Origin of the sequence: Nocardia wallacei (assembly GCF_029869545.1) — a bacterium.
In the GTDB taxonomy this organism is placed as follows: domain Bacteria; phylum Actinomycetota; class Actinomycetes; order Mycobacteriales; family Mycobacteriaceae; genus Nocardia; species Nocardia wallacei_A.
This window is the reverse complement of the sequence record NZ_JARWQD010000172.1, coordinates 1-17,764: the sequence shown is the minus strand read 5'-3', so window position 1 is coordinate 17,764 and position 17,764 is coordinate 1. Positions and strand designations below refer to the sequence as shown.

Sequence of the window (17,764 nt, the reverse complement as noted above, 5' to 3'; positions counted from 1 at the left end):
CTCGCCAATCCACTACTGCCACACACGCAGTCGCGCCGGTCAGGCCGCGTCGCCGAACCCGTCGTAGTCGATACCCAGCAGCTCGCACACCGCCCGCAGCTCGGCCACGTGCTCGCCCGGAACGGCGTGAATGTGGTTGGCGCCGAACCGGCTCAGGAACTCGGCGGCGTCGACGTGCAGCCGGGCGAAGGCGTGCGGCCATTCGAAGGTCGACATCCGCATCATCGCCTCGTTCGTTGCGGCGTCGTAGTTTTCGAACTCGCCGCGCATCACCTGCATGCGGTAGCGCCCGTCGAGGCGGGTGAGCCGGGCGAGCGTGAACGCCCCGGGCGCGGCCAGGTGATGCACCGAGGCGCCGCCCGCCGGGAAGAAGAACACCTCGGGGTAGAAGTGCGTCCGGGCCAGGTTCTCCAGCGGGTCGTCGGAGCGGGCGGCGAACCAGGTGGCGTGCTGGCCGGAGTTGCACAGGTCCCAGACGTCCTTGTCGGCGTGGTAGTGGCGGACGTCGGCGAACAGCACGGGCGTGCCCGACAGGCCCTTGAGCAGCTGCATGGTCAGCGCCGCATCCATATCGGATTCGGTCGAGGTGACGTGGGTGGGCTTGGGGCCGTCCCAGTCGTAGGGGTCGTTGAGGAAGGCCTCGGTGATGTCCATGGTGGCGAAGTGGTTGGTCAGCTCGGGCTGGCCCTTGATGCCGGAGAAGTCCAGATTCCACTCGTCGATGAGCTCGGTCATCGCGTAGTAGGAGCGGATCTGGCGCTCCAGCGTCTCGGGTGTGAGGCTCTTGCCGTCGTAATGCACTCCGGCGGCGTACTTTTCGAGCCATTCCCGCGCCCCGCGCACCCGGCTCGCCTCCACCAGGTCGCTGCGGCGCACCAGCTCCCACTGGTCGATCTCCTCGACGTCGACGCCGAAGGTGCGCATCCACTGGTCGGTATTGGCGACCGCGGTGTACATGCCCATCGGGCGACCGCCGATGCGGCCGAAGGTCGACCCGCGCAATGCCTGGGTGGCGGCGGCCGCGCGGACCTGGGTCAGGATGCGTTCGCGGGTGGCCGGATCGCCGATATCGCCCCAGGCCCGCGTGTGGCGGCGCCCGATCTGGTCGAGAGCGCCTCCGGCGGCGAGCATTCCGACCATGCCCGGCTGCACCGGGTCCAGGCCACCGAGCAGCAGCAGTGGACCGCCGGTGGCCTCGGCCGCGAGCATCGTGAAATGCGGGAAAGCCCATACCGCGTAATGGAATACGGTCAGGTCGACGCGCTGGTCGGCCAGCCACCGCGCCTGGCTGGTGGCAAGTTCGTTGGTACACACCGTCTCCGCGACCACCACCTCGTGGCCCGCCTCGCGCAGCGCACCGGCCACGGCCGCCGACGACTGCGCTATGAAATCGGTGATGCCCCGGTGTACGAAGTCGCGTCCGTCGGACATCGACAGCAATCCGATGCGAGCCATTGCGGCCTCCTCGCCCCCTCGGTGAGGTGCCCCACGCGAGTGTGACATGGATCTCAGAAAACGATTTCCCGCTACCATAGGTTCGCCGGGGCGCGCCGGTCACGGCCGGGTTCGCGACCCGAACTGTCGGCCTCGACAACGATCCGCGGAATCTTTGTCACGCACGCGAAGGCGGTGATGCATGGCGGTGACGATCCGCGACGTCGCGGCGCTGGCCCGCGTCTCCCCCGCCACCGTGTCCCGCGTGCTCAACGGCGATCCGCGCGTCGCCGAACAGCTGCGCGGCCGGGTCGATACCGCCGTGGCCGAGCTGGGCTATCGCCCCAACAGCCAGGCCCGGTCGCTGCGCACCCGGGCCACGAAGGTGCTGGGCCTGATCATCGCCGATATCCAGAATCCGTTCTTCACCGCGCTCGCCCGCGGGGTGGAGGATGCGGCCAGCGAACGCGACTACTCGGTGGTGCTGGCGAATTCCGATGAGAGCCTGGGCAAGGAGCAGCGCTATCTGGAGGTCGCCGCCGCCGAGCGCATGGCGGGGGTGATCCTGGCGCCGTCGTCCACGACGGCCAGCCGGATAGACACGCTCACCGAGCGCGGCATCCCGGTGGTGGCCATCGACCGGCGGCTGCGGCGGGCCGATATCGACAGCGTCACCGTGAACAATCGCAAGGCGGCGCAGCAGGCCGTGGAGCATCTCGTCGCCGCGGGTGCGCGCCGCATCGCGATGATCACGGGACCCGCGGACGCGTCGACCGCGACCAGTCGCCTGGCGGGCTACCGGGCCGCGCTGCGCGCCGCCGGGCTGCGGCCCGATCCGGCCTTGGAGGTGCGTGGCGACTACCGCATCGAGGGCGGGCGCCGCGCCGCCCGCGCCCTGCTCACCCGCCCCGAACGCCCCGACGGGCTGTTCGTCGGCAACAACCTGATGATGGTCGGCGCCCTGGACGCCCTGGCCCAGGAGCGCATCGCCTTCCCCGACGACCTGCTGCTGGCCGGATTCGACGAGATGAGCTGGTCCGGCTTCGCCCCGCCGATCACCCTGGTCGAACAGCCCAGCTACGAAATCGGCCGCCGCGCAACCGAACTCCTCCTCCCCCGCGCCCGCGGCGACCACTTCCCACCCCAGCGCCTCGTCCTGCCCGCCCGCCTCCACCCCCGCGCCAGCACCCACCGCCCCGCCGTGGCCTGACCCTCCCCGCAGCGGCGGGTAGGGCCACGGGTCGGCAGAGGCTTGCGGGGCGCGCGTTACCGTGGTCGGCATGCCGCATTCGCCCACCGTTGCTCGACTGCGCCCGTTCGGGGCGACGATCTTCGCCGAGATGACCGAACTGGCCGTGAAACACGGCGCGGTCAATCTCGGGCAGGGGTTTCCGGATACCGACGGGCCCGCCGCCGTGCTGGAGGCGGCCCGCACGGCCATCGCCGACGGCGTCAACCAGTACCCGCCGGGCCGGGGCATGCCGGTGCTGCGGCAGGCGATCGCGGCGGATCGGGCGCGGCGCTACGGCACCGAGTACGACCCCGGCAGCCAGGTGCTGGTGACCGTCGGCGCCACCGAGGCGATCGCGGCCTCGATCCTCGGGCTGGTCGAACCCGGTGAGGAGGTGGTGCTGATCGAGCCGTACTACGACTCCTATGCCGCCGCGGTCGCCCTCGCCGGGGCGACGCGGCGCACCGCCCGCCTGGTCCCCGACGGCACCGGATTCGCCCTCGACATCGACAGCCTGCGCGCCGCCATCACGCCGAAAACCCGCATGCTGCTGCTGAATTCGCCGCACAATCCGACCGGCACCGTACTCGGCCGGGCCGACCTTCGGGCCATCGCCGAATTGGCCTGCGAGCACGACCTACTGGTGGTGACCGACGAGGTGTACGAGCATCTGACCTTCGACGGCCACGAGCACATCAGCATCGCGACGCTGCCCGGCATGTACGAGCGCACCGTCGTGATATCCAGTGCCGCAAAGACTTTCAGCGTCACCGGCTGGAAGATCGGATGGGCGTGCGGACCCGCCCCCCTGATCGACGGGGTGATCGCGGCCAAGCAGTTCCTCACCTTCGTCGGCGGCGGACCCTTCCAGCCCGCGGTCGCCTACGCCCTCGAACACGAGCTGCCCTGGGTCGCGGCGCTGCGCGATGCGCTGTCGGAGAAGCGGATCCGGTTGTCGCAGGCGCTGTCCGACGCCGGATTCGGCGTCAAGCGAAGCGACGGAACCTATTTCGTCTGTGCCGACATCTCCGGCCTCACCGACCACGACGCCCACACGTTCTGCCGCGAGCTGCCCGAGCGCCTGGGCGTCGCGGCCGTGCCGCTGAGCGTCTTCGCCGACGACAAGGCCGCCTGGAACCGCATGGTGCGCTTCGCCTTCTGCAAACAGGACGACACTCTGGACGAGGCCGTACGCCGCCTGCACACCGCCCACCCCGCCCAGTCGCCCACCTGACCCCGCGAGGGTCGCCAGGGGAACTCAGGCGGGGACGGGGCGGGCGCGGTCGGTGGCGAGCAGGACGGCGATCGCGCCGAGCATCGTCCCGGTGACCCAGCGCTGCGCCCGCTGCCACAGCGGGCGGCCGCCGAGGAATGCCGCGACGGCGCCGGAGCCGAGCACGATCAGTCCGTTCACCAGCAGCGCGATCGTGATCTGCACCGCGCCCAGCGACAGGCTCTGCAGCCACACCTGCCCGCGCGCGGGCACCACGAACTGGGGGATCAGCGCCATGTACATGATCGCGATCTTCGGATTCAGCAGATTGGTGACCAAGCCCATGGTGAACAGCCGCCGGGCGGGATCGGCGGGCAGGTCGGACGGGGTGAAGGCCGAAATCCCGCCGGGCCGCAACGTCTTCCACGCCAGCCAGCCGAGATACGCGGCCCCGGCGAGCTTCACCGTCAGATACAGGCCCGGCACCACCGCGAAGATCGCCGTGATCCCCGCCGCGATCGCCACCAGGTAGACCAGGAATCCGACCGCGACCCCGGCCAGCGACACGAATCCGGCGCGACGGCCCTGGGACACGGTGCGCGACACCAGGTACACCATGTTCGGCCCCGGCGTGAGCACCAGTCCGAGAGCGGCCACCGCCACACCTGCCACCGCGGTCATCTCGATCATGTCGCTCATGCTGCTACGCCCCGCCCGCGGCTGTCACGAGCCAGTTCGCATCCGGTGGACCGCGGGCACCGGTAGATTCGCGATGGTGGCGAGTACCGAGCGCTTCGAATGGATCGCCGACCTCATGTCGGTGCGGCCGAACGACCTGATCCTCGAGATCGGCGCGGGGTCCAGCCCCTCGGTCGCGCACCTGGCCGCCCGGCTGACCACCGGACGCATCGTCGCCGCCGACCGCTCGGAGACGGCCGTCCGCCGATCCGCCGAACGCCATGCCGCGCTGATCGATTCGGGCCGGTTGCGCCTTCTGCACGCCGCCCTCGAACAGCTGCCCACCGCGCCCGACCTCGAGGGCCTGGCCTTCGACAAGGTCCTGGCAATGAACGTGAATCTGTTCTGGACCCGTCCCTGCGCACGAGAACTCACATTCATCCACAACGTGCTGACCCCGGACGGCGCCCTCTACCTCTGCTACGGCTACGGCACCCCGACCACCACCCGCCCCGAGAGCCCCAAACCACCCCCGGCCCAACTCACCCACAACCTCACCACGTCCGGCTTCACCACCGAACTCCACCCCTCCGGCGACCTCCTCACCCTCATCGCCCGCAAACACCCCCGCCCCTGACAACCCTTCCCGCACCCTCTGCACGTTCCCGCACGCCCTGCATGGGCCTGCAGGTGGTGCGGGAACACGCCAGGGGTGCGTGAACGGGCTAGCGGCGGGTGGTGACGGCGTCGGCGAGGCGGTCGAGCTGGGTGGCGGTGGTGTCCCAGTCGAGGCAGGCGTCGGTGATGGATCGGCCGTAGGTGAGGTCGGCGGCGCGGCCGAGGGCGAGGTCCTGGCGACCGGCGGCGAGGAAGCTCTCCATCATCAGTCCCACGACGCTGCGGTCCCCGCCGGCGATCCGCTCGGCGATATCGGTGACGACGTCGACCTGCTTGGTGTGGTCCTTGTTGCTGTTGCCGTGGCTGGCGTCGACCACGACCCGCTGCGGCAGCGACGCCTTCTCCAAGCGAATGCACGCCTCGGTCACCGAGGCCGCGTCGTAGTTGGGCCCGGTGCTGCCGCCGCGCAGGATCACGTGGCAGTCGGGATTACCGACGGTGCGGATCAGCGCGGAACGCCCGTCCAGGCCGGTGCCCGGGAAGACGTGGCTGGCGGCCGCGGCGCGCACGCCGTCGACGGCCACCTGCACATCGCCGTCGGTACCGTTCTTGATGCCGACCGGCATCGACAGCGCGCTGGCCAGCTGCCGATGCACCTGGCTGGCGGCCGTGCGGGCCCCGATCGCACCGTAGGAGACCAGGTCCGCGATGTACTGCGGGGTGATCGGATCGAGGAACTCGCACGCGACCGGCAGGCCCAGCGCGGTGATGTCCACCAGCAGCCGCCGCCCGAGACCCAGGCCCGTGTTGATGTCGAAGGTCCCGTCCAGATGCGGATCGTTGATCAGGCCCTTCCACCCGAGGGTGGTGCGCGGCTTCTCGAAGTACACCCGCATCACCACGTGCAGCCGATCCGCCACCTCGGCGGCCTTGGCGGCCAGGCGCCGGGCGTAGTCCATCGCGGCCTCGGGATCGTGCACCGAGCACGGCCCGACGATCACCATCAGGCGGTCGTCGGTGCCGTTCAGCACGTCGACGGTGGCCTTGCGGCCGGCGCGCACGGTCTCGGCGAGCGCCTCGTCGATCGGGTGGTCACGCCGCACGTCGGCGGGCGACAGCAGCGGGCTGATGCTCAGGGTGCGCTGATCGTCGAGATCCGCGACGGTCCCGGATTTCGAGGGCGCCTCGGCATCGGCTGCGTGTGTCATCGTGGGTTCCTTTTCTCAGGTCGACCCACCGAGAACATCCCGTCGAGCCGACTTGGTCGTCCGGCTCGGGGTGGGAGAAGGTCAGCGCGGTTCACCGACCGGCCCACCCGGGGCCGGCTTCGTAAACCAGAAATACGCGCGCTGCACGATCGCGACTGTACCAGCCGATGTCGCGCGCCTGAACATACGCCCGGCCCCGCGTGAGAACCACCACACCGGCCCCCGACAGCACACGAGCCCGGTTCGGATCGAGAGATCCGCCACCGGGCTCGAATTCGCCGCAGGCCCTATCCGAACATGCCGGGTTCGTAGCTGCCCGCGGGGATTCGCGAGATCACGTTCAGCCGGTTGTAGGCGTTGATCAGCGCGATCAGCGAGATCAGGGCGGCGATCTGATCGTCGTCGTAGTGCTTGCGCACCAGTTCCCAGGTCTCGTCGCTGACGCCGTGGTGGGCGTCGGCGAGGCGGGTGCCCTCCTCGGTGAGCGCGAGCGCGGCGCGCTCCTGCTCGGTGAAGACGGTCGCCTCGCGCCAGGCGGCGACCAGGTTGAGCCGCACCTGGGTCTCCCCGGCGGCCAGCGCGTCCTTGGAGTGCATATCGGTGCAGAATCCGCAGCCGTTGATCTGGCTGGCGCGCAGCTTCACGATCTCCTGCGTGGCGTGCGGCAGGGTCGACTGGTCGATCGCCAGTCCGACATTGCCGACTCGCTTGACGACCTTCGCGCCGATCTCGTTGGCGTACAGGTTGAATCGGGGTTCCATCGCTGTCTCCTGACCTCGGGCCGCGGGGCGCGGCGTCCGTATATCAAGGCGACGACGTGGCGGTCAGGGGTGTGACAGAGGCGGAATGTGACGCGCGCCACCGGCCTCAGCGGCGGGAGAACGGATAGGTGACCTTGGTCAGCTGCTCGGACAGCTCCCACAGCCGCCGCGCGGTGACCTCGTCGCGCGAGGCGGACGACGATCCGCTGCGGCCCGGGTACCCGCGCAGCCCGCGCCAGCCGGTGGGCCCGTAGAACGCACCCGGCTCGACCTCGGCGGTGGCCGCGAACAGCGTTGGCAGCGCGCCCATCTCGGCGCTCTGCGCCAGGATCCGATTGCCGAGCGCCATGATCCGGTCCTGGAACGTTTCGGTATGCGACTGCAATTCCGTTGCGGCATAACCGGGATGGGCCGCCACCGACACCTTGGCCGAACCGGCCGCGGTCAGCCGCCGCTGCAGTTCGTAGGCGAACATCAGATTCGCCAGCTTGGCCTGGCCGTACGCCTGCCAGCGCTCGTACCGGCGACGCTCCCAGTTCAGGTCGTTGAGATCGATCTTGCCGATCATGTGCGCCCCGCTGGAGACCGTGACGATCCGGTCGGCGATCTTGTCCAGCAGCAGGCCGGTCAGCGCGAAATGCCCGAGATGGTTTGTGCCGATCTGCATTTCGAAGCCCTCGGCGGTGCGGCGCAGCGGCACCGCCATCACACCGGCGTTGTTGATCAGCACGTCGGCGCGCTCGATCGAGTCGGCGAACTGCCGGACCGAGGCGAGATCGGCCAGATCCAGGCGGCGCACCTGCGCCCGCTCACCGATCGTGTTCGCCACCGCGCGGGCCTTCACCTCGTCGCGGCAGGCCATGATCACCTGCGCGCCGGCCGCCGCCAGCACCCGCGTGGTGACCGCACCGAGCCCGCTGTTGGCGCCGGTGACGATGACCGTGCGGCCGCTCTGATCGGGCATGTCCGAACTGTCCCAACCTGTCACGAGGACGAGTCTAGAGCGGTTACGGCCCGCAGTCTCCCGCCCTGACGCACGCAACCGTTCGGCAGGATTGGCTGCTCATTAGCCACACCTTCGATCCGGTCGGGAAAGCGGCGTGTCCAGGCTCGAATGAACCCTTCGTACCACCGGCAACGGTACCGTCCGCGTATGGACACGATCATCTTCGCGGGTTTGCTCGCGGTGGTGGTGATGCTCTACCGGCAGCGGTCGCGCCGCGTGGTGCTGGCCGGATGGTGGATCGCGCTCGTCCTCACCCTCCTGCTGCTGCGGCACCACATCACCAGTTCCCTCGGACTGGGACTGACCTGGTGACCGGCCGGTGGGCCTGGCTCGGGCAGTTGCAGTACTGGCTGGCGGTCATCTTCGTCGTGGGCTGGACGGGCGTGGTGTGCGGCGGACTCGGCACCCAGTTCATCGGGTGGGAATATCCGTGCCCGCTGTGCATGATCCAGCGAATGTTCATGCTGCTGGCCGCGCTCGGCGGCGCCTATATCGTGCGCCGCGGCATGACCGGCACCATCCACGCCCGCGACTACATGACGGGCTGGGGACTGTCGATCGTGGCCTGCGTGGGCGGCGGCTTCGCGGCCTGGCGCCAGACGATGCTGCACATCCTGCCCGGCGATCCCGGCTACGGCAGTCCGGTGCTGGGCCTGCACCTGTACGTGTGGGCGTGGATCCTGTTCGTCGCCGCCATCGCGACCGCCGGTGTGCTGCTGTGTTTTTCGGACGAGACCGCGGCGCACACCGTCGCGGACCGCCCGCATCGGGCGATCGGCGCGATCGCGATCTGGTTCCTGGGCGTGGTGATCGCGGTCAACCTGGTCGCCGTCTTCCTGGAAGAGGGCTTCCACTGGTTCCTGCCCGACGACCCGCAGCGGTACCAGTTCTTCTACGACCTGCACATCCTGAGCTGACCGGTAACGACCTCGCGCCGTGAGATAGGGTTGCCTAACCTATATAAGAGCGACCCGAGTACCACCGTGAGCGTGAGGCAGCACCGATGACAGCGACACCCACCAGGAATCACCGCGACGGCTTCGTGCCGATGCCGGACGAATTCGCCGAGGCCTACCGCGCCGCCGGGTACTGGACGGGACAGCCGCTGGGGGAGCTGCTGCGCGCGGCGGCGCGGCAGTGGCCCGACCGCCCCGCCCTGCACACCGGGGACAGCACCCGCACCTACGCGGAGCTGGACGCCGAGGCCGACCGCATGGCGTACGGCTTTGCGGCGCTGGGCATCTCGCCCGGCGACCGGGTGGTGGTGCAGCTGCCGAACGTGCCCGAATTCGTCCCGGTGCTGTTCGGGCTGCTGCGCGCCGGCGCCATCGCGGTGCTGACGCTGCCCGCGCACCGCCGCGCCGAGATCGAACATCTCACCGAATTGTCCGGTGCCGTGGCATATATCGTCGCCGATCAGGCCGGTGACTTCGACTATCGCGCGCTGGCGGCCACGGTCGCCGAACAGGTCCCCACCCTGCGGCACGTCCTCGTACTGGGCGACGCCGGGCCCTTCACCGATCTGAAGTCGATTGCCCGCGACCATGGTTCGCTGCCCGACCTCGATCCGAGCGATATCGCGCTGATGCTGGTCTCCGGCGGCACCACCGGCCTGCCCAAGCTGATCGCCCGCACCCACGACGACTACGCCTACAACGCCCGCGCCTCCGCCGCGGTCTGCGCGCTCGGCCCCGACGACGTCTACCTGGCGAGCCTGCCTGCGGCGCACAACTTTCCGCTGGCGTGCCCCGGCATCCTGGGGGTCGTCGCGACTGGCGGGTCGATCGCCTTCACCGCCGACCCGAGCCCGGAGACCGCCTTCGCCGCCATCGAACACCACCGGGTGACGGTGACGGCGGTGGTGCCTCCGCTGGCGCAACTGTGGTGCGCCGCAACCGAATGGGAGTCCGCCGACCTGTCCTCGCTACGCCTGCTGCAGGTCGGCGGTGCCAGGCTCGCGGAGGTGAACGCCCGCGACGTGGAGCCCGCCCTGGGCGTGCGCCTGCAGCAGGTGTTCGGCATGGCCGAGGGCCTGCTCAACTACACCCGCCTCGATGACGACGCCGAGCTCGTCTGCACCACCCAGGGCCGCCCGCTCTCCCCCGCCGACGAGGTCCGCATCGTCGACGGCGACGGCAACGATGTGGCCGAGGGCGAGGAGGGCGAGTTGCTCACCCGCGGCCCGTACACCATCCGCGGCTACTACCGTGCGCCGGAACACAATTCCCGCGCCTTCACCCCCGACGGCTACTACCGCAGCGGCGATCTGGTGCGCCGGTTGCCCAGCGGGCACCTCGTCGTCTCCGGCCGGATCAAGGACGTGATCAACCGCGGCGGCGAGAACGTCTCCTGCGACGAGCTCGAGGAGCATCTGCTCGCCCATCCGGCCGTCCGCCACGCCGCCGCGGTCGGCCTGCCCGATCCCGCGCTCGGCGAGAAGGTCTGCGCCATCCTCGTCACCGACGGCGACCTGCCCACCCTCGCCGAGATCAAGCAGTTCCTCACCGAGCGCGGGCTGGCCACCTACAAGCTCCCCGACGTGCTGCGCCGGGCCGATACGCTGCCCGTCACAGCGGTCGGCAAGATCGACAAGAAGGCGCTGCGCGCCCAGGGCTGACGACGCGGGAAGGGGTCAGGCCTCGACCACGTAAGGCGCTACGCTGCCGAGCTTTTCGCAGGTCTCCTCGAATTCCCGGTCGGGGGTGGACTGGGCGACGATACCGGCGCCCGCGCGCAGCCAGGCACCGTCGGCGGTCTGGTAGATCGCCCGCAGCACCAGGGTGGCCTCCAGCGCGCCGGTCGGCGACACCGTCACCACCGCACCGGAGTACAGGCCGCGGGGATCGTGGTCGAGCCGGAACACCGCGTCGACGCCGTCGCGCTTCGGGATACCGGACGCGGTGACCGAGGGGAACAGCATTTCCAGTGCGTCCCAGGAGGTCCGGCCGGTGTCGAGGCGGCCGCGCACGGTGGACGCCAGATGCTGCACGCTGCCGCGCTCGCGCACGGCCATGAAGTCCGAGACCGCGGTGGTGCCGGGCACGGCGACCGCGGCGATCTCCGCGAACGAGGTCTGCACCGAGATCGCGTGCTCCACGATCTCCTTGGGGTCGGAGACGAGGTCGGCCCGGGCCGCCCGGTCGGCCTCCGGCCCGCGCCCGAAGGCCCGGGTCCCGGCCAGCGGTTCGGTGGTCACCACGCGGTCACCGTCGACGGAGGCCACCAGTTCCGGGCTGAACCCGGCGGCCTGCAGCGCCCCGAGCCGCAGCAGGAACGACCGCGCGGGTGTGTTGTTCGCCCGGCCGAGCCGGTAGGTCGCGGGCACGTCCACCACGAACGGCAGATCCACCTTGCGCGACAGAATCACCTTCTGGTACTTGCCGTCCCGGATCTCGCCGACCGCTGCGGCCACCCGGTCCCGATAGGCCGTGGGATCGATGGTGATGTCGGCCGGACGCGCCTGCGGCAGGGCGGATCCCTGTGCGGCGGCGATGAGTTCGTGAATGTCGGCGACCTCGTCCGGGGTGGCACCGGAGATCCGCACCCCGGTCGCATCGATGCAGACCTCGATGCGCGGAACCATCAGGTGCGCCAGCGGGGCGCGCTCCGGCAGATGCTCGGTGGCCGCCAGCGACCAGGCACAGAACTCGAATCCGATCCAGCCGTAGGCGTTTCGCCCGGACAGCGGCAGCGCCGCCAGCGCCCGGTCGATCACCTCCGCCGGGCGGCCCGACCACGGCGACGTCGTGGTGCGACCGTCCCAGGCGACCCGCAGTTCGTGCGCGTCGAGCTCGACGCCGCCGATCGCGTCGGCCGCGAAGACCCACTCGCCCGGCCGCTCGTACATGACGTACTCACCGAACCGGTCGGATGCCGCCAGCGCCGCCACCACCGCGGCCGGATCCTCGACCCGCCCCGCTCGGCTCGCCGTTGTGGATGTCGCCCCCGGACCGTCCTCATACTCGATCAGCACACGCTCGTCCGTGGTCGACACCGTACCTCCAAGGTTATGCTTACCTTACTTCAAATGGTGAGGTTAGCATTACCTGTCTTGGAAGTCGGTGTGCCGGCGGGCACACTCTCCGCCGCAACCGCCTGCGCGACAGCCCGGTACCGGGCTTCAATGGGGAACGTCACTTGATGAAGGGTTCCCGCATGATCGATGACCGCGCCGATGTTCCGCCCGCGACCGAGCCGAATTCGGTGGTCGCTCTGGTGGACGCCTCCTCACCGACCGAACGCGAACTGATCGGCGGCTGGCTGGCCGAGGGCGGTATCGCCGCGGAGTTCGGCATCGACGCACCGGTGACCCAGATCGACCTGGACGCGGCACCGGTGGCGGTCCGGCTGGTCGGGCGGCACGACGACCCGCTGGTGGTCCCCGTCCGGGTGCTGTGGCTGCCGCCCGAGCGAGATGGCGTGCGCCGCATCACCTTCGCCGATATGGCCACCCTGTCCAACCCGCGCAAGCCGCACCGGCTGCTGCAGCGTCGCCTGGTCGCCAAGGCGCCGGACCGCCATCTGGTGCTCACCGGTCAGCCCGCCCGGCTCAGCGAGCTGCGCGCCAACAACGCCGCCGTCGCCGCCACCGCGGATACCTTCGCCCGCGCCATCGTGCGCGCCGGGATCGTCGCGCTGGAGCGGGCCGAGCGCGCCGTGATCGGCGACCGCTACAAGGTGCCCCGGCTGGTCGCCGAGGAGATCCTGGACTCGCCGGAATTCCTGCGCCGCCTCGACGCCATCGCCGACCACATCGGCACCAACCCGCGCGAGGTGTACCGGCGCGCGGAAAAGGCACTGCGGGAACTGGTGGCGGCGCAGAGCCGACTGGTGTCGGACCTGTTCACCCAGGCCATGCGCCCGGTGCACGCCTCGACCTGGAAGGTCGACTGCGACCCGACCGGGCTGGCCGGGCTGCGGCGGCTCAACCGGCGCTACCCGCTGGTGTTCCTGCCCTCCCACCGGTCCTACGTGGACGCCTTCGTGCTCGGGGATGCGCTGGCCCGCAACGACTTTCCACCCAACCACGTGATCGGCGGCGCCAACCTGCGATTCTGGCCGATCGGGCCGATCGCGCGCCGCACCGGAACCGTGTTCATCCGCCGCAGTTTCGGCGACGACGAGGTGTACAAGGCGGTGGTGGAGGAGTACTTCGCCTACCTGCTGGCCAAGCGGTTCAATCTGGAGTGGTACTTCGAGGGCGGCCGCACCCGCACCGGCAAGCTGCGCCCGCCCCGCTACGGACTGCTGAATTATCTTGCGGCGGCGATCCGCTCGCGCCGCGTCGACGATGTCATGCTGGTGCCGGTGTCGATCACCTACGAGCGGCTCAACGAGCTGGGCGCGATCGCCACCGAGCAGTCCGGCGGGGCCAAGAAGCCCGAGGGCCTGACCTGGCTGGCGCGGTACATCCGCAGTCAACAACATTCGGCGGGCCACGTGTACATGCGCTTCGGCGCTCCGCTGTCGGCGCGCGAACGCCTTGCCGCGCACGGTGATCCGCTGGTCCCCGATCCGGGCCCCGGCGCCCCCGCCGGTACCCCGGAGCGCGATCGGGAGCGTAAGGCGGTGCAGCGGCTGGCATTCGAGGTCGCCGTCGGCATCAACGAGGTCACACCGATCACCGTCAATGCCCTGGTCACCCTCGCGCTGCTCGGCGTGCACGAGCGCGCCCTCACCCTGGGCGAGGTGCGCCGGGTGCTGGAACCGGTGCGCGACTACATCCGGCGCAGCGGCCTGCCCGGTGGCGAACTCGACACGCTGCGTGACGATCACGGGCTGGCGATCGTGCTGGAGCAGCTGTCGCTGGCGAAGGTGGTGACGGTCTATCGCGGCGGGCTGGAGCCGGTGTACTCGATCGAGGCGGGGGCGCATCTGGAGGCCGCCTTCTATCGCAACAGCGCGGTGCACTGGTTCGTCAACCGCGCCATCGTCGAACTGGCCGTCCTGGCCGCGGTGGAGGCGCCCGAGGGCGAGCAGCTGCGCGCGGGGTGGGATACCGCGTTCCGGCTGCGCGATCTGCTGAAGTTCGAGTTCTTCTTCCCCGAGCGCGCCGAGTTCGCCGAGCGCATGACCGCGGAAATCCAACTGGTGGACAAGGATTGGAAGCAACGCACCGCCGGCGGCACGGTCGGCGCCGACGTGCTGGCCACGCTGACCGAGACCGGATTCATCATGGCGCACCGGGTGTTGCGCTCGTTCTTCGACGCACAGCTGGTGGTGGCCGACCGGCTGGCCGCCCGCGACGGTGCGGTGGCGGCACAGGACCGCAAGCAGTTCATCGACGAGTGCCTGGCCGTCGGCCGCCAGATGCTGTTGCAGCGGCGCCTGCACAGTCCCGAATCGGTCTCGTCCGAGTTGTTCTCCAGCGCACTGAAACTCGCCGACAATCACGGCCTGCTCGACGCGAGTTCCGACGGCGCGGAGCTGACGGCACGCCGCCGCGCCTTCGCCGGGGAACTGCGCACGATCGGCGCCCGCATCTCGCGGGCGGCGGCCCTGGACCCGTCGAATCGGCTGGAGGTGTCATGACTCAGTGGACGGTCGAGGAGGCCGTCGCCGCCGTCGGCGCCGGTCCGCAGGGGCCGCGGGTCGCCGCGATCTTCGATTTCGGCGGCACGGTCGTGCACGGCTTCACGCCCCGGTCGGCGCTGCGGCGCCTGCTGCGCCGCCGCGACACTCCCCGCGCCCTGGCCGATTCCCTGCTGACCAGCATTCGCGGCGCCCGCGGCGAGGGTGAGTACGAACGATTCCTGCAGCGCGTCATGCACATCTGGGCCGGTCGCCCGGAGGACGAACTCACCGAGCTCGGCGCGCGGCTGTTCCGCGGCACGATCCACGGCCATGTGTATCCGGAGGCGTGGCGGCTGATCCGGGCGCACGAGGCCGCCGGCCACACCCTGATCCTGGCGACCTGCCTGACCCGCTTCCAGGTGCTGCCCGCGGCGACGGAACTGGGGATCGAGCACGTGCTCTACACCCCGATGGCCGTCCAGGACGGCGTGCTCACCGGATTCGTGGACGACAAGCCGCTGTGGCGCAGCGGAAAGGCCGACGCGGTGCGCCGCTTCGCGGCCGGGCGGCGCCTCGAGCTGCGCGACAGCTACGCCTACGCCGACGCCGCCCCGGACCTGCCGCTGCTGGAGCTGGTGGGGCGGCCGCGCGCGGTGAATCCGGACCCTCGCATGGCGCTCGAGGCGGGCGAGCGCGACTGGCCGGAGCTGGCCTTCCGCCCCCGCGCGGCGGCCCGTCCTCGCGATATCGCCCGCACCGCAGCGGGTTTCGTGGCCCTGCTCGGCGGCGCGGCGCTCGGGGTGGCGGCCCAGTCGCCGACCCGGGAGCGGCAGCGGATGGCCGATGCGATGATGCGCTGCGCCGCCGGTGCCACCCTGCGCGCCACCGGGGTGCGGGTGCGGATCACCGGTGCCGAGCACGCCCGCACCCCGCGACCCGCGGTATTCCTGTTCAATCATCAGAGCCAGTTCGACATGGTGGTGCTGGCCGAGGTGCTGGGGTCGGGGTTCACGGGGATCGTGAAGAAGGAGGTCACCCGCAATCCGGTCTTCGGGCCGCTGATGCGTTTCGCGGGGGCGACCTTCATCGATCGCACCGATACCGCGGGCGCGCGGGCCGCGCTGGCACCGGTGGTGGAAACCCTGCGCGGCGGCCTGTCGATCGTCGTCGCACCGGAGGGCACCCGATCGCTGACGCCGCGGGTGGGCCCGTTCAAGAAGGGGGCGTTCCACATCGCCGTTCAGGCCGGTGTGCCGATCGTTCCGCTGGTGATCCGCAATGCGGGTGAAATCGCCTGGCGCAATTCGGCGGTCGTGCGCCCGGGCACCGTCGACGTGGCGGTGCTGCCGCCGATCGACGTCGGCGACTGGGATCCCGGCGATATGGATGCCGACATCGAGCGGGTCCGGCAGCTGTTCGTCGACACGCTGCTCGATTGGCCCGCCCCGGAACCGATGCCCTCGCGCTGACTCCCCTCAGACGGAGCGGCCGAACAGCAGCTTCCACGGCATCAGCGCGGATTCCAGCTGCACCTTGAGGCTCATCTTGGAGGCGCCCTTGGTGCGCTCCTCGAACCGGATCGGCACCTCGGCGATCGCGATGCCCTGCTTGATGGTCCGGTAGTTCATCTCGACCTGGAAGGAGTAGCCGTTGCTGTGGATCGAGCCGACGTCGATCGCGCGCAGGGTGTCGGCCTTCCACGCCTTGAAACCGGCGGTGGCGTCCTTGACGCCCAGGCGCAGAATCAGATTGACGTAGAAATTGGCCCACGCCGAGAGCGCCTTGCGGTACCACTTCCACTCCGAGGCGGTCGAGCCGCCCGGGACGTAGCGGGAGCCCAGCACCACACCGGCGTCGGAGTTCTGCAGCTTGTCGAGCATGGCGGGAATCACCTCGGCCGGGTGCGACAGATCGGCGTCCATCTGGATGACGATGTCGGCGCCCTCATCGAGCGCCTTGGTGATTCCGGCGATGTAGGCGCGGCCGAGCCCGTCCTTCTCGGTGCGGTGCAGCACGCTCACCACGGTGGGCAGTTCGGCGGCGAGCTTGTCGGCGACATCCCCGGTGCCGTCCGGCGAGTTGTCGTCCACGACCAGGACGTGCAGGTCGGAGACCGGTAGCGCGGTCAGCCGCTCCACCGCCACCGGCAGGTTCTCCCGCTCGTTGTAGGTAGGCACCACCACGGTCACCTTCACAAGTCGCCCTCCGCTCGATTCGACCCGATTCCGCTCACCCGCGCGTGCGGGCACGATTCTGCTCTTGGAACCGTAGCCCACCGCTGCGAACGGGGACGAGTTAGCTCAGCGGTCGTCGGCCTCATCCGCCCGCGCGTTGCGTTCGCGGACGATCTCGAGTGCCCGTTCCGCGGTCGCCCGGTCCGGGTAGGGCCCCATGCGATCGGCGAACCAGCAGCGTTTGCCCTGCTCGGCACGGTGGTGTTTCAAGCAGTAGTACCAGGCGTCGTCGGATTCACCCATGCCACCAGCATGGCACCCGCGGGAGACGCCGGGGCCCAACACGCGTGGCGTTTCCCGCGGCCGCGCCGCCCGTCCGGCGATACTGCTCGGATGAGCGGATCCGCCCGCGACGAGTCCGACGACCAGGTGCCCGCCTGGGCCCGCCGCACGGCCGGCGAGTCCCGGGCCATGGCCACGGCGGCGGTCCTGGTGACCATCGTGCTGCAAATCCTGCTCCCGAATCAGTTCACCCCGAATCCGCAATGGCTGGGCCCCGGCCTGGAGTTGCTGTTGCTCGCCGTGCTGCTGGTGGCAAACCCGACCCGCATCAATCGCGAGGAGAACTGGCTGCGCATCTGCAGTCTCGTTCTGGCTACCGTGCTCGGCCTCATTACGGCATGGTCGGTCGACCGTTTGGTCATGGGCTTGATCGATGGTCGAGTCAGCAACAATCCCGGCGTCCTGCTGGGTTCCGGCGCCGCGATCTGGCTGACCAATGTCGTCGTATTCGCGCTCTGGTATTGGGAATTCGATCGAGGCGGCCCCCCCCCCCCCCCCCACCCCCCCCAACCCCCCCCCCCCATACAGGTTGTGCACAATCAAAAACCCCCCCTTGGCCCCCCCCCACGGGTAACCCAAAAAGCCG

The 17,764-nt window shown here is 70.0% G+C and carries 17 protein-coding genes; 9 read left to right on the top strand and 8 right to left on the bottom strand.

The genetic code is table 11. The features are described from left to right. Window positions 1-39: 39 nt before the first annotated feature. Window positions 40-1,455: an L-fucose/L-arabinose isomerase family protein gene (locus QH290_RS14070; protein ID WP_280383226.1), complete on the bottom strand. Its 1,416-nt coding sequence runs from the start codon at window positions 1,453-1,455 to the stop codon at window positions 40-42. A gap of 181 nt (window positions 1,456-1,636) precedes the next feature. Between QH290_RS14070 and QH290_RS14065 the strand changes: the two genes are divergently transcribed. Both QH290_RS14065 and QH290_RS14060 read left to right on the top strand, forming a co-directional pair. Next, the gene (locus QH290_RS14065; RefSeq protein ID WP_280383225.1) at window positions 1,637-2,644 is read left to right on the top strand and encodes a LacI family DNA-binding transcriptional regulator; all 1,008 of its coding nucleotides are present in this window, start codon (window positions 1,637-1,639) and stop codon (window positions 2,642-2,644) included. Window positions 2,645-2,714: 70 nt separating this feature from the next. Next, a complete protein-coding gene (locus QH290_RS14060) occupies window positions 2,715-3,899 on the top strand; it encodes a pyridoxal phosphate-dependent aminotransferase (protein ID WP_280383224.1) in 1,185 nt (394 codons plus the stop codon). Between the two features lie 24 nt (window positions 3,900-3,923). Here the strand turns inward: QH290_RS14060 and QH290_RS14055 are convergent, their stop codons facing one another. Then, the gene (locus QH290_RS14055; RefSeq protein WP_280383234.1) at window positions 3,924-4,568 is read right to left on the bottom strand and encodes a LysE family translocator; all 645 of its coding nucleotides are present in this window, start codon (window positions 4,566-4,568) and stop codon (window positions 3,924-3,926) included. Between the two features lie 82 nt (window positions 4,569-4,650). On the opposite strand from QH290_RS14055, the gene QH290_RS14050 reads away from it, so the two are divergent. Then, entirely contained in the window at window positions 4,651-5,193 is a 543-nt protein-coding gene (locus tag QH290_RS14050; protein ID WP_280261363.1) for a class I SAM-dependent methyltransferase, read from the top strand. Between the two features lie 88 nt (window positions 5,194-5,281). On the opposite strand, the gene QH290_RS14045 is transcribed toward QH290_RS14050, so the two are convergent. The 3 genes from QH290_RS14045 to QH290_RS14035 all read right to left on the bottom strand — a co-directional run bounded on the left by QH290_RS14045 (window position 5,282) and on the right by QH290_RS14035 (window position 8,131). Next, window positions 5,282-6,382 (bottom strand): 3-deoxy-7-phosphoheptulonate synthase, encoded by a 1,101-nt coding sequence (locus tag QH290_RS14045; protein ID WP_280383223.1) that lies wholly within the window; start codon window positions 6,380-6,382, stop codon window positions 5,282-5,284. A gap of 287 nt (window positions 6,383-6,669) precedes the next feature. Beyond that, the gene (locus QH290_RS14040) at window positions 6,670-7,143 is read right to left on the bottom strand and encodes a carboxymuconolactone decarboxylase family protein (protein WP_280383222.1); all 474 of its coding nucleotides are present in this window, start codon (window positions 7,141-7,143) and stop codon (window positions 6,670-6,672) included. A 106-nt stretch (window positions 7,144-7,249) separates the two neighbouring features. Further along, window positions 7,250-8,131: an oxidoreductase gene (locus QH290_RS14035; protein ID WP_280261366.1), complete on the bottom strand. Its 882-nt coding sequence runs from the start codon at window positions 8,129-8,131 to the stop codon at window positions 7,250-7,252. 165 nt (window positions 8,132-8,296) lie between these two features. Between QH290_RS14035 and QH290_RS14030 the strand changes: the two genes are divergently transcribed. From QH290_RS14030 to QH290_RS14020, 3 genes are all read left to right on the top strand, one after another. Next, the gene (locus QH290_RS14030) at window positions 8,297-8,461 is read left to right on the top strand and encodes a DUF5993 family protein (RefSeq protein WP_280261369.1); all 165 of its coding nucleotides are present in this window, start codon (window positions 8,297-8,299) and stop codon (window positions 8,459-8,461) included. Then, window positions 8,458-9,066 (top strand): disulfide bond formation protein B, encoded by a 609-nt coding sequence (locus tag QH290_RS14025; RefSeq protein WP_280261372.1) that lies wholly within the window; start codon window positions 8,458-8,460, stop codon window positions 9,064-9,066. Before QH290_RS14030 ends, QH290_RS14025 begins: the two co-directional genes overlap by 4 nt. 86 nt (window positions 9,067-9,152) lie before the next feature. After that, window positions 9,153-10,766 carry a (2,3-dihydroxybenzoyl)adenylate synthase gene (locus QH290_RS14020; RefSeq protein ID WP_280383221.1) on the top strand — a complete coding sequence of 538 codons (1,614 nt, stop codon included), beginning with the start codon at window positions 9,153-9,155 and terminating at the stop codon, window positions 10,764-10,766. A gap of 15 nt (window positions 10,767-10,781) precedes the next feature. Here the strand turns inward: QH290_RS14020 and QH290_RS14015 are convergent, their stop codons facing one another. Further along, on the bottom strand, window positions 10,782-12,143 hold the full coding sequence (locus tag QH290_RS14015; protein WP_342213733.1) for a salicylate synthase: 1,362 nt from the start codon (window positions 12,141-12,143) through the stop codon (window positions 10,782-10,784). A gap of 161 nt (window positions 12,144-12,304) precedes the next feature. Between QH290_RS14015 and QH290_RS14010 the strand changes: the two genes are divergently transcribed. Beyond that, window positions 12,305-14,680, top strand: coding sequence for a glycerol-3-phosphate 1-O-acyltransferase (locus QH290_RS14010; RefSeq protein WP_280383220.1), 2,376 nt, complete (start codon window positions 12,305-12,307; stop codon window positions 14,678-14,680). Next, window positions 14,677-16,131 (top strand): HAD-IB family hydrolase, encoded by a 1,455-nt coding sequence (locus QH290_RS14005; protein WP_280383219.1) that lies wholly within the window; start codon window positions 14,677-14,679, stop codon window positions 16,129-16,131. The genes QH290_RS14010 and QH290_RS14005 overlap by 4 nt, the downstream gene beginning before the upstream one ends. A gap of 6 nt (window positions 16,132-16,137) precedes the next feature. Here the strand turns inward: QH290_RS14005 and QH290_RS14000 are convergent, their stop codons facing one another. Together QH290_RS14000 and QH290_RS13995 are read right to left on the bottom strand one after the other, a co-directional pair. Next, window positions 16,138-16,839, bottom strand: coding sequence for a polyprenol monophosphomannose synthase (locus QH290_RS14000; RefSeq protein ID WP_280261389.1), 702 nt, complete (start codon window positions 16,837-16,839; stop codon window positions 16,138-16,140). A 123-nt stretch (window positions 16,840-16,962) separates the two neighbouring features. Continuing rightward, entirely contained in the window at window positions 16,963-17,139 is a 177-nt protein-coding gene (locus QH290_RS13995) for a hypothetical protein (protein ID WP_280383218.1), read from the bottom strand. Window positions 17,140-17,229: 90 nt separating this feature from the next. Here QH290_RS13995 and QH290_RS13990 point away from each other — a divergent pair. Continuing rightward, window positions 17,230-17,764, top strand: a 535-nt coding sequence (locus QH290_RS13990; protein WP_280383217.1) for a hypothetical protein, incomplete at its 3' end; no start/stop codon positions are given.

Coding starts and splice junctions, on each gene's coding strand:
- QH290_RS14070 (WP_280383226.1), bottom strand. CDS start 1,455: ATGGCTCGCATCGGATTGCTGTCGATGTCCGACGGACGCGACTTCGTA.
- QH290_RS14065 (WP_280383225.1), top strand. CDS start 1,637: ATGGCGGTGACGATCCGCGACGTCGCGGCGCTGGCCCGCGTCTCCCCC.
- QH290_RS14060 (WP_280383224.1), top strand. CDS start 2,715: ATGCCGCATTCGCCCACCGTTGCTCGACTGCGCCCGTTCGGGGCGACG.
- QH290_RS14055 (WP_280383234.1), bottom strand. CDS start 4,568: ATGATCGAGATGACCGCGGTGGCAGGTGTGGCGGTGGCCGCTCTCGGA.
- QH290_RS14050 (WP_280261363.1), top strand. CDS start 4,651: ATGGTGGCGAGTACCGAGCGCTTCGAATGGATCGCCGACCTCATGTCG.
- QH290_RS14045 (WP_280383223.1), bottom strand. CDS start 6,382: ATGACACACGCAGCCGATGCCGAGGCGCCCTCGAAATCCGGGACCGTC.
- QH290_RS14040 (WP_280383222.1), bottom strand. CDS start 7,143: ATGGAACCCCGATTCAACCTGTACGCCAACGAGATCGGCGCGAAGGTC.
- QH290_RS14030 (WP_280261369.1), top strand. CDS start 8,297: ATGGACACGATCATCTTCGCGGGTTTGCTCGCGGTGGTGGTGATGCTC.
- QH290_RS14020 (WP_280383221.1), top strand. CDS start 9,153: ATGACAGCGACACCCACCAGGAATCACCGCGACGGCTTCGTGCCGATG.
- QH290_RS14010 (WP_280383220.1), top strand. CDS start 12,305: ATGATCGATGACCGCGCCGATGTTCCGCCCGCGACCGAGCCGAATTCG.
- QH290_RS14005 (WP_280383219.1), top strand. CDS start 14,677: ATGACTCAGTGGACGGTCGAGGAGGCCGTCGCCGCCGTCGGCGCCGGT.
- QH290_RS13995 (WP_280383218.1), bottom strand. CDS start 17,139: ATGGGTGAATCCGACGACGCCTGGTACTACTGCTTGAAACACCACCGT.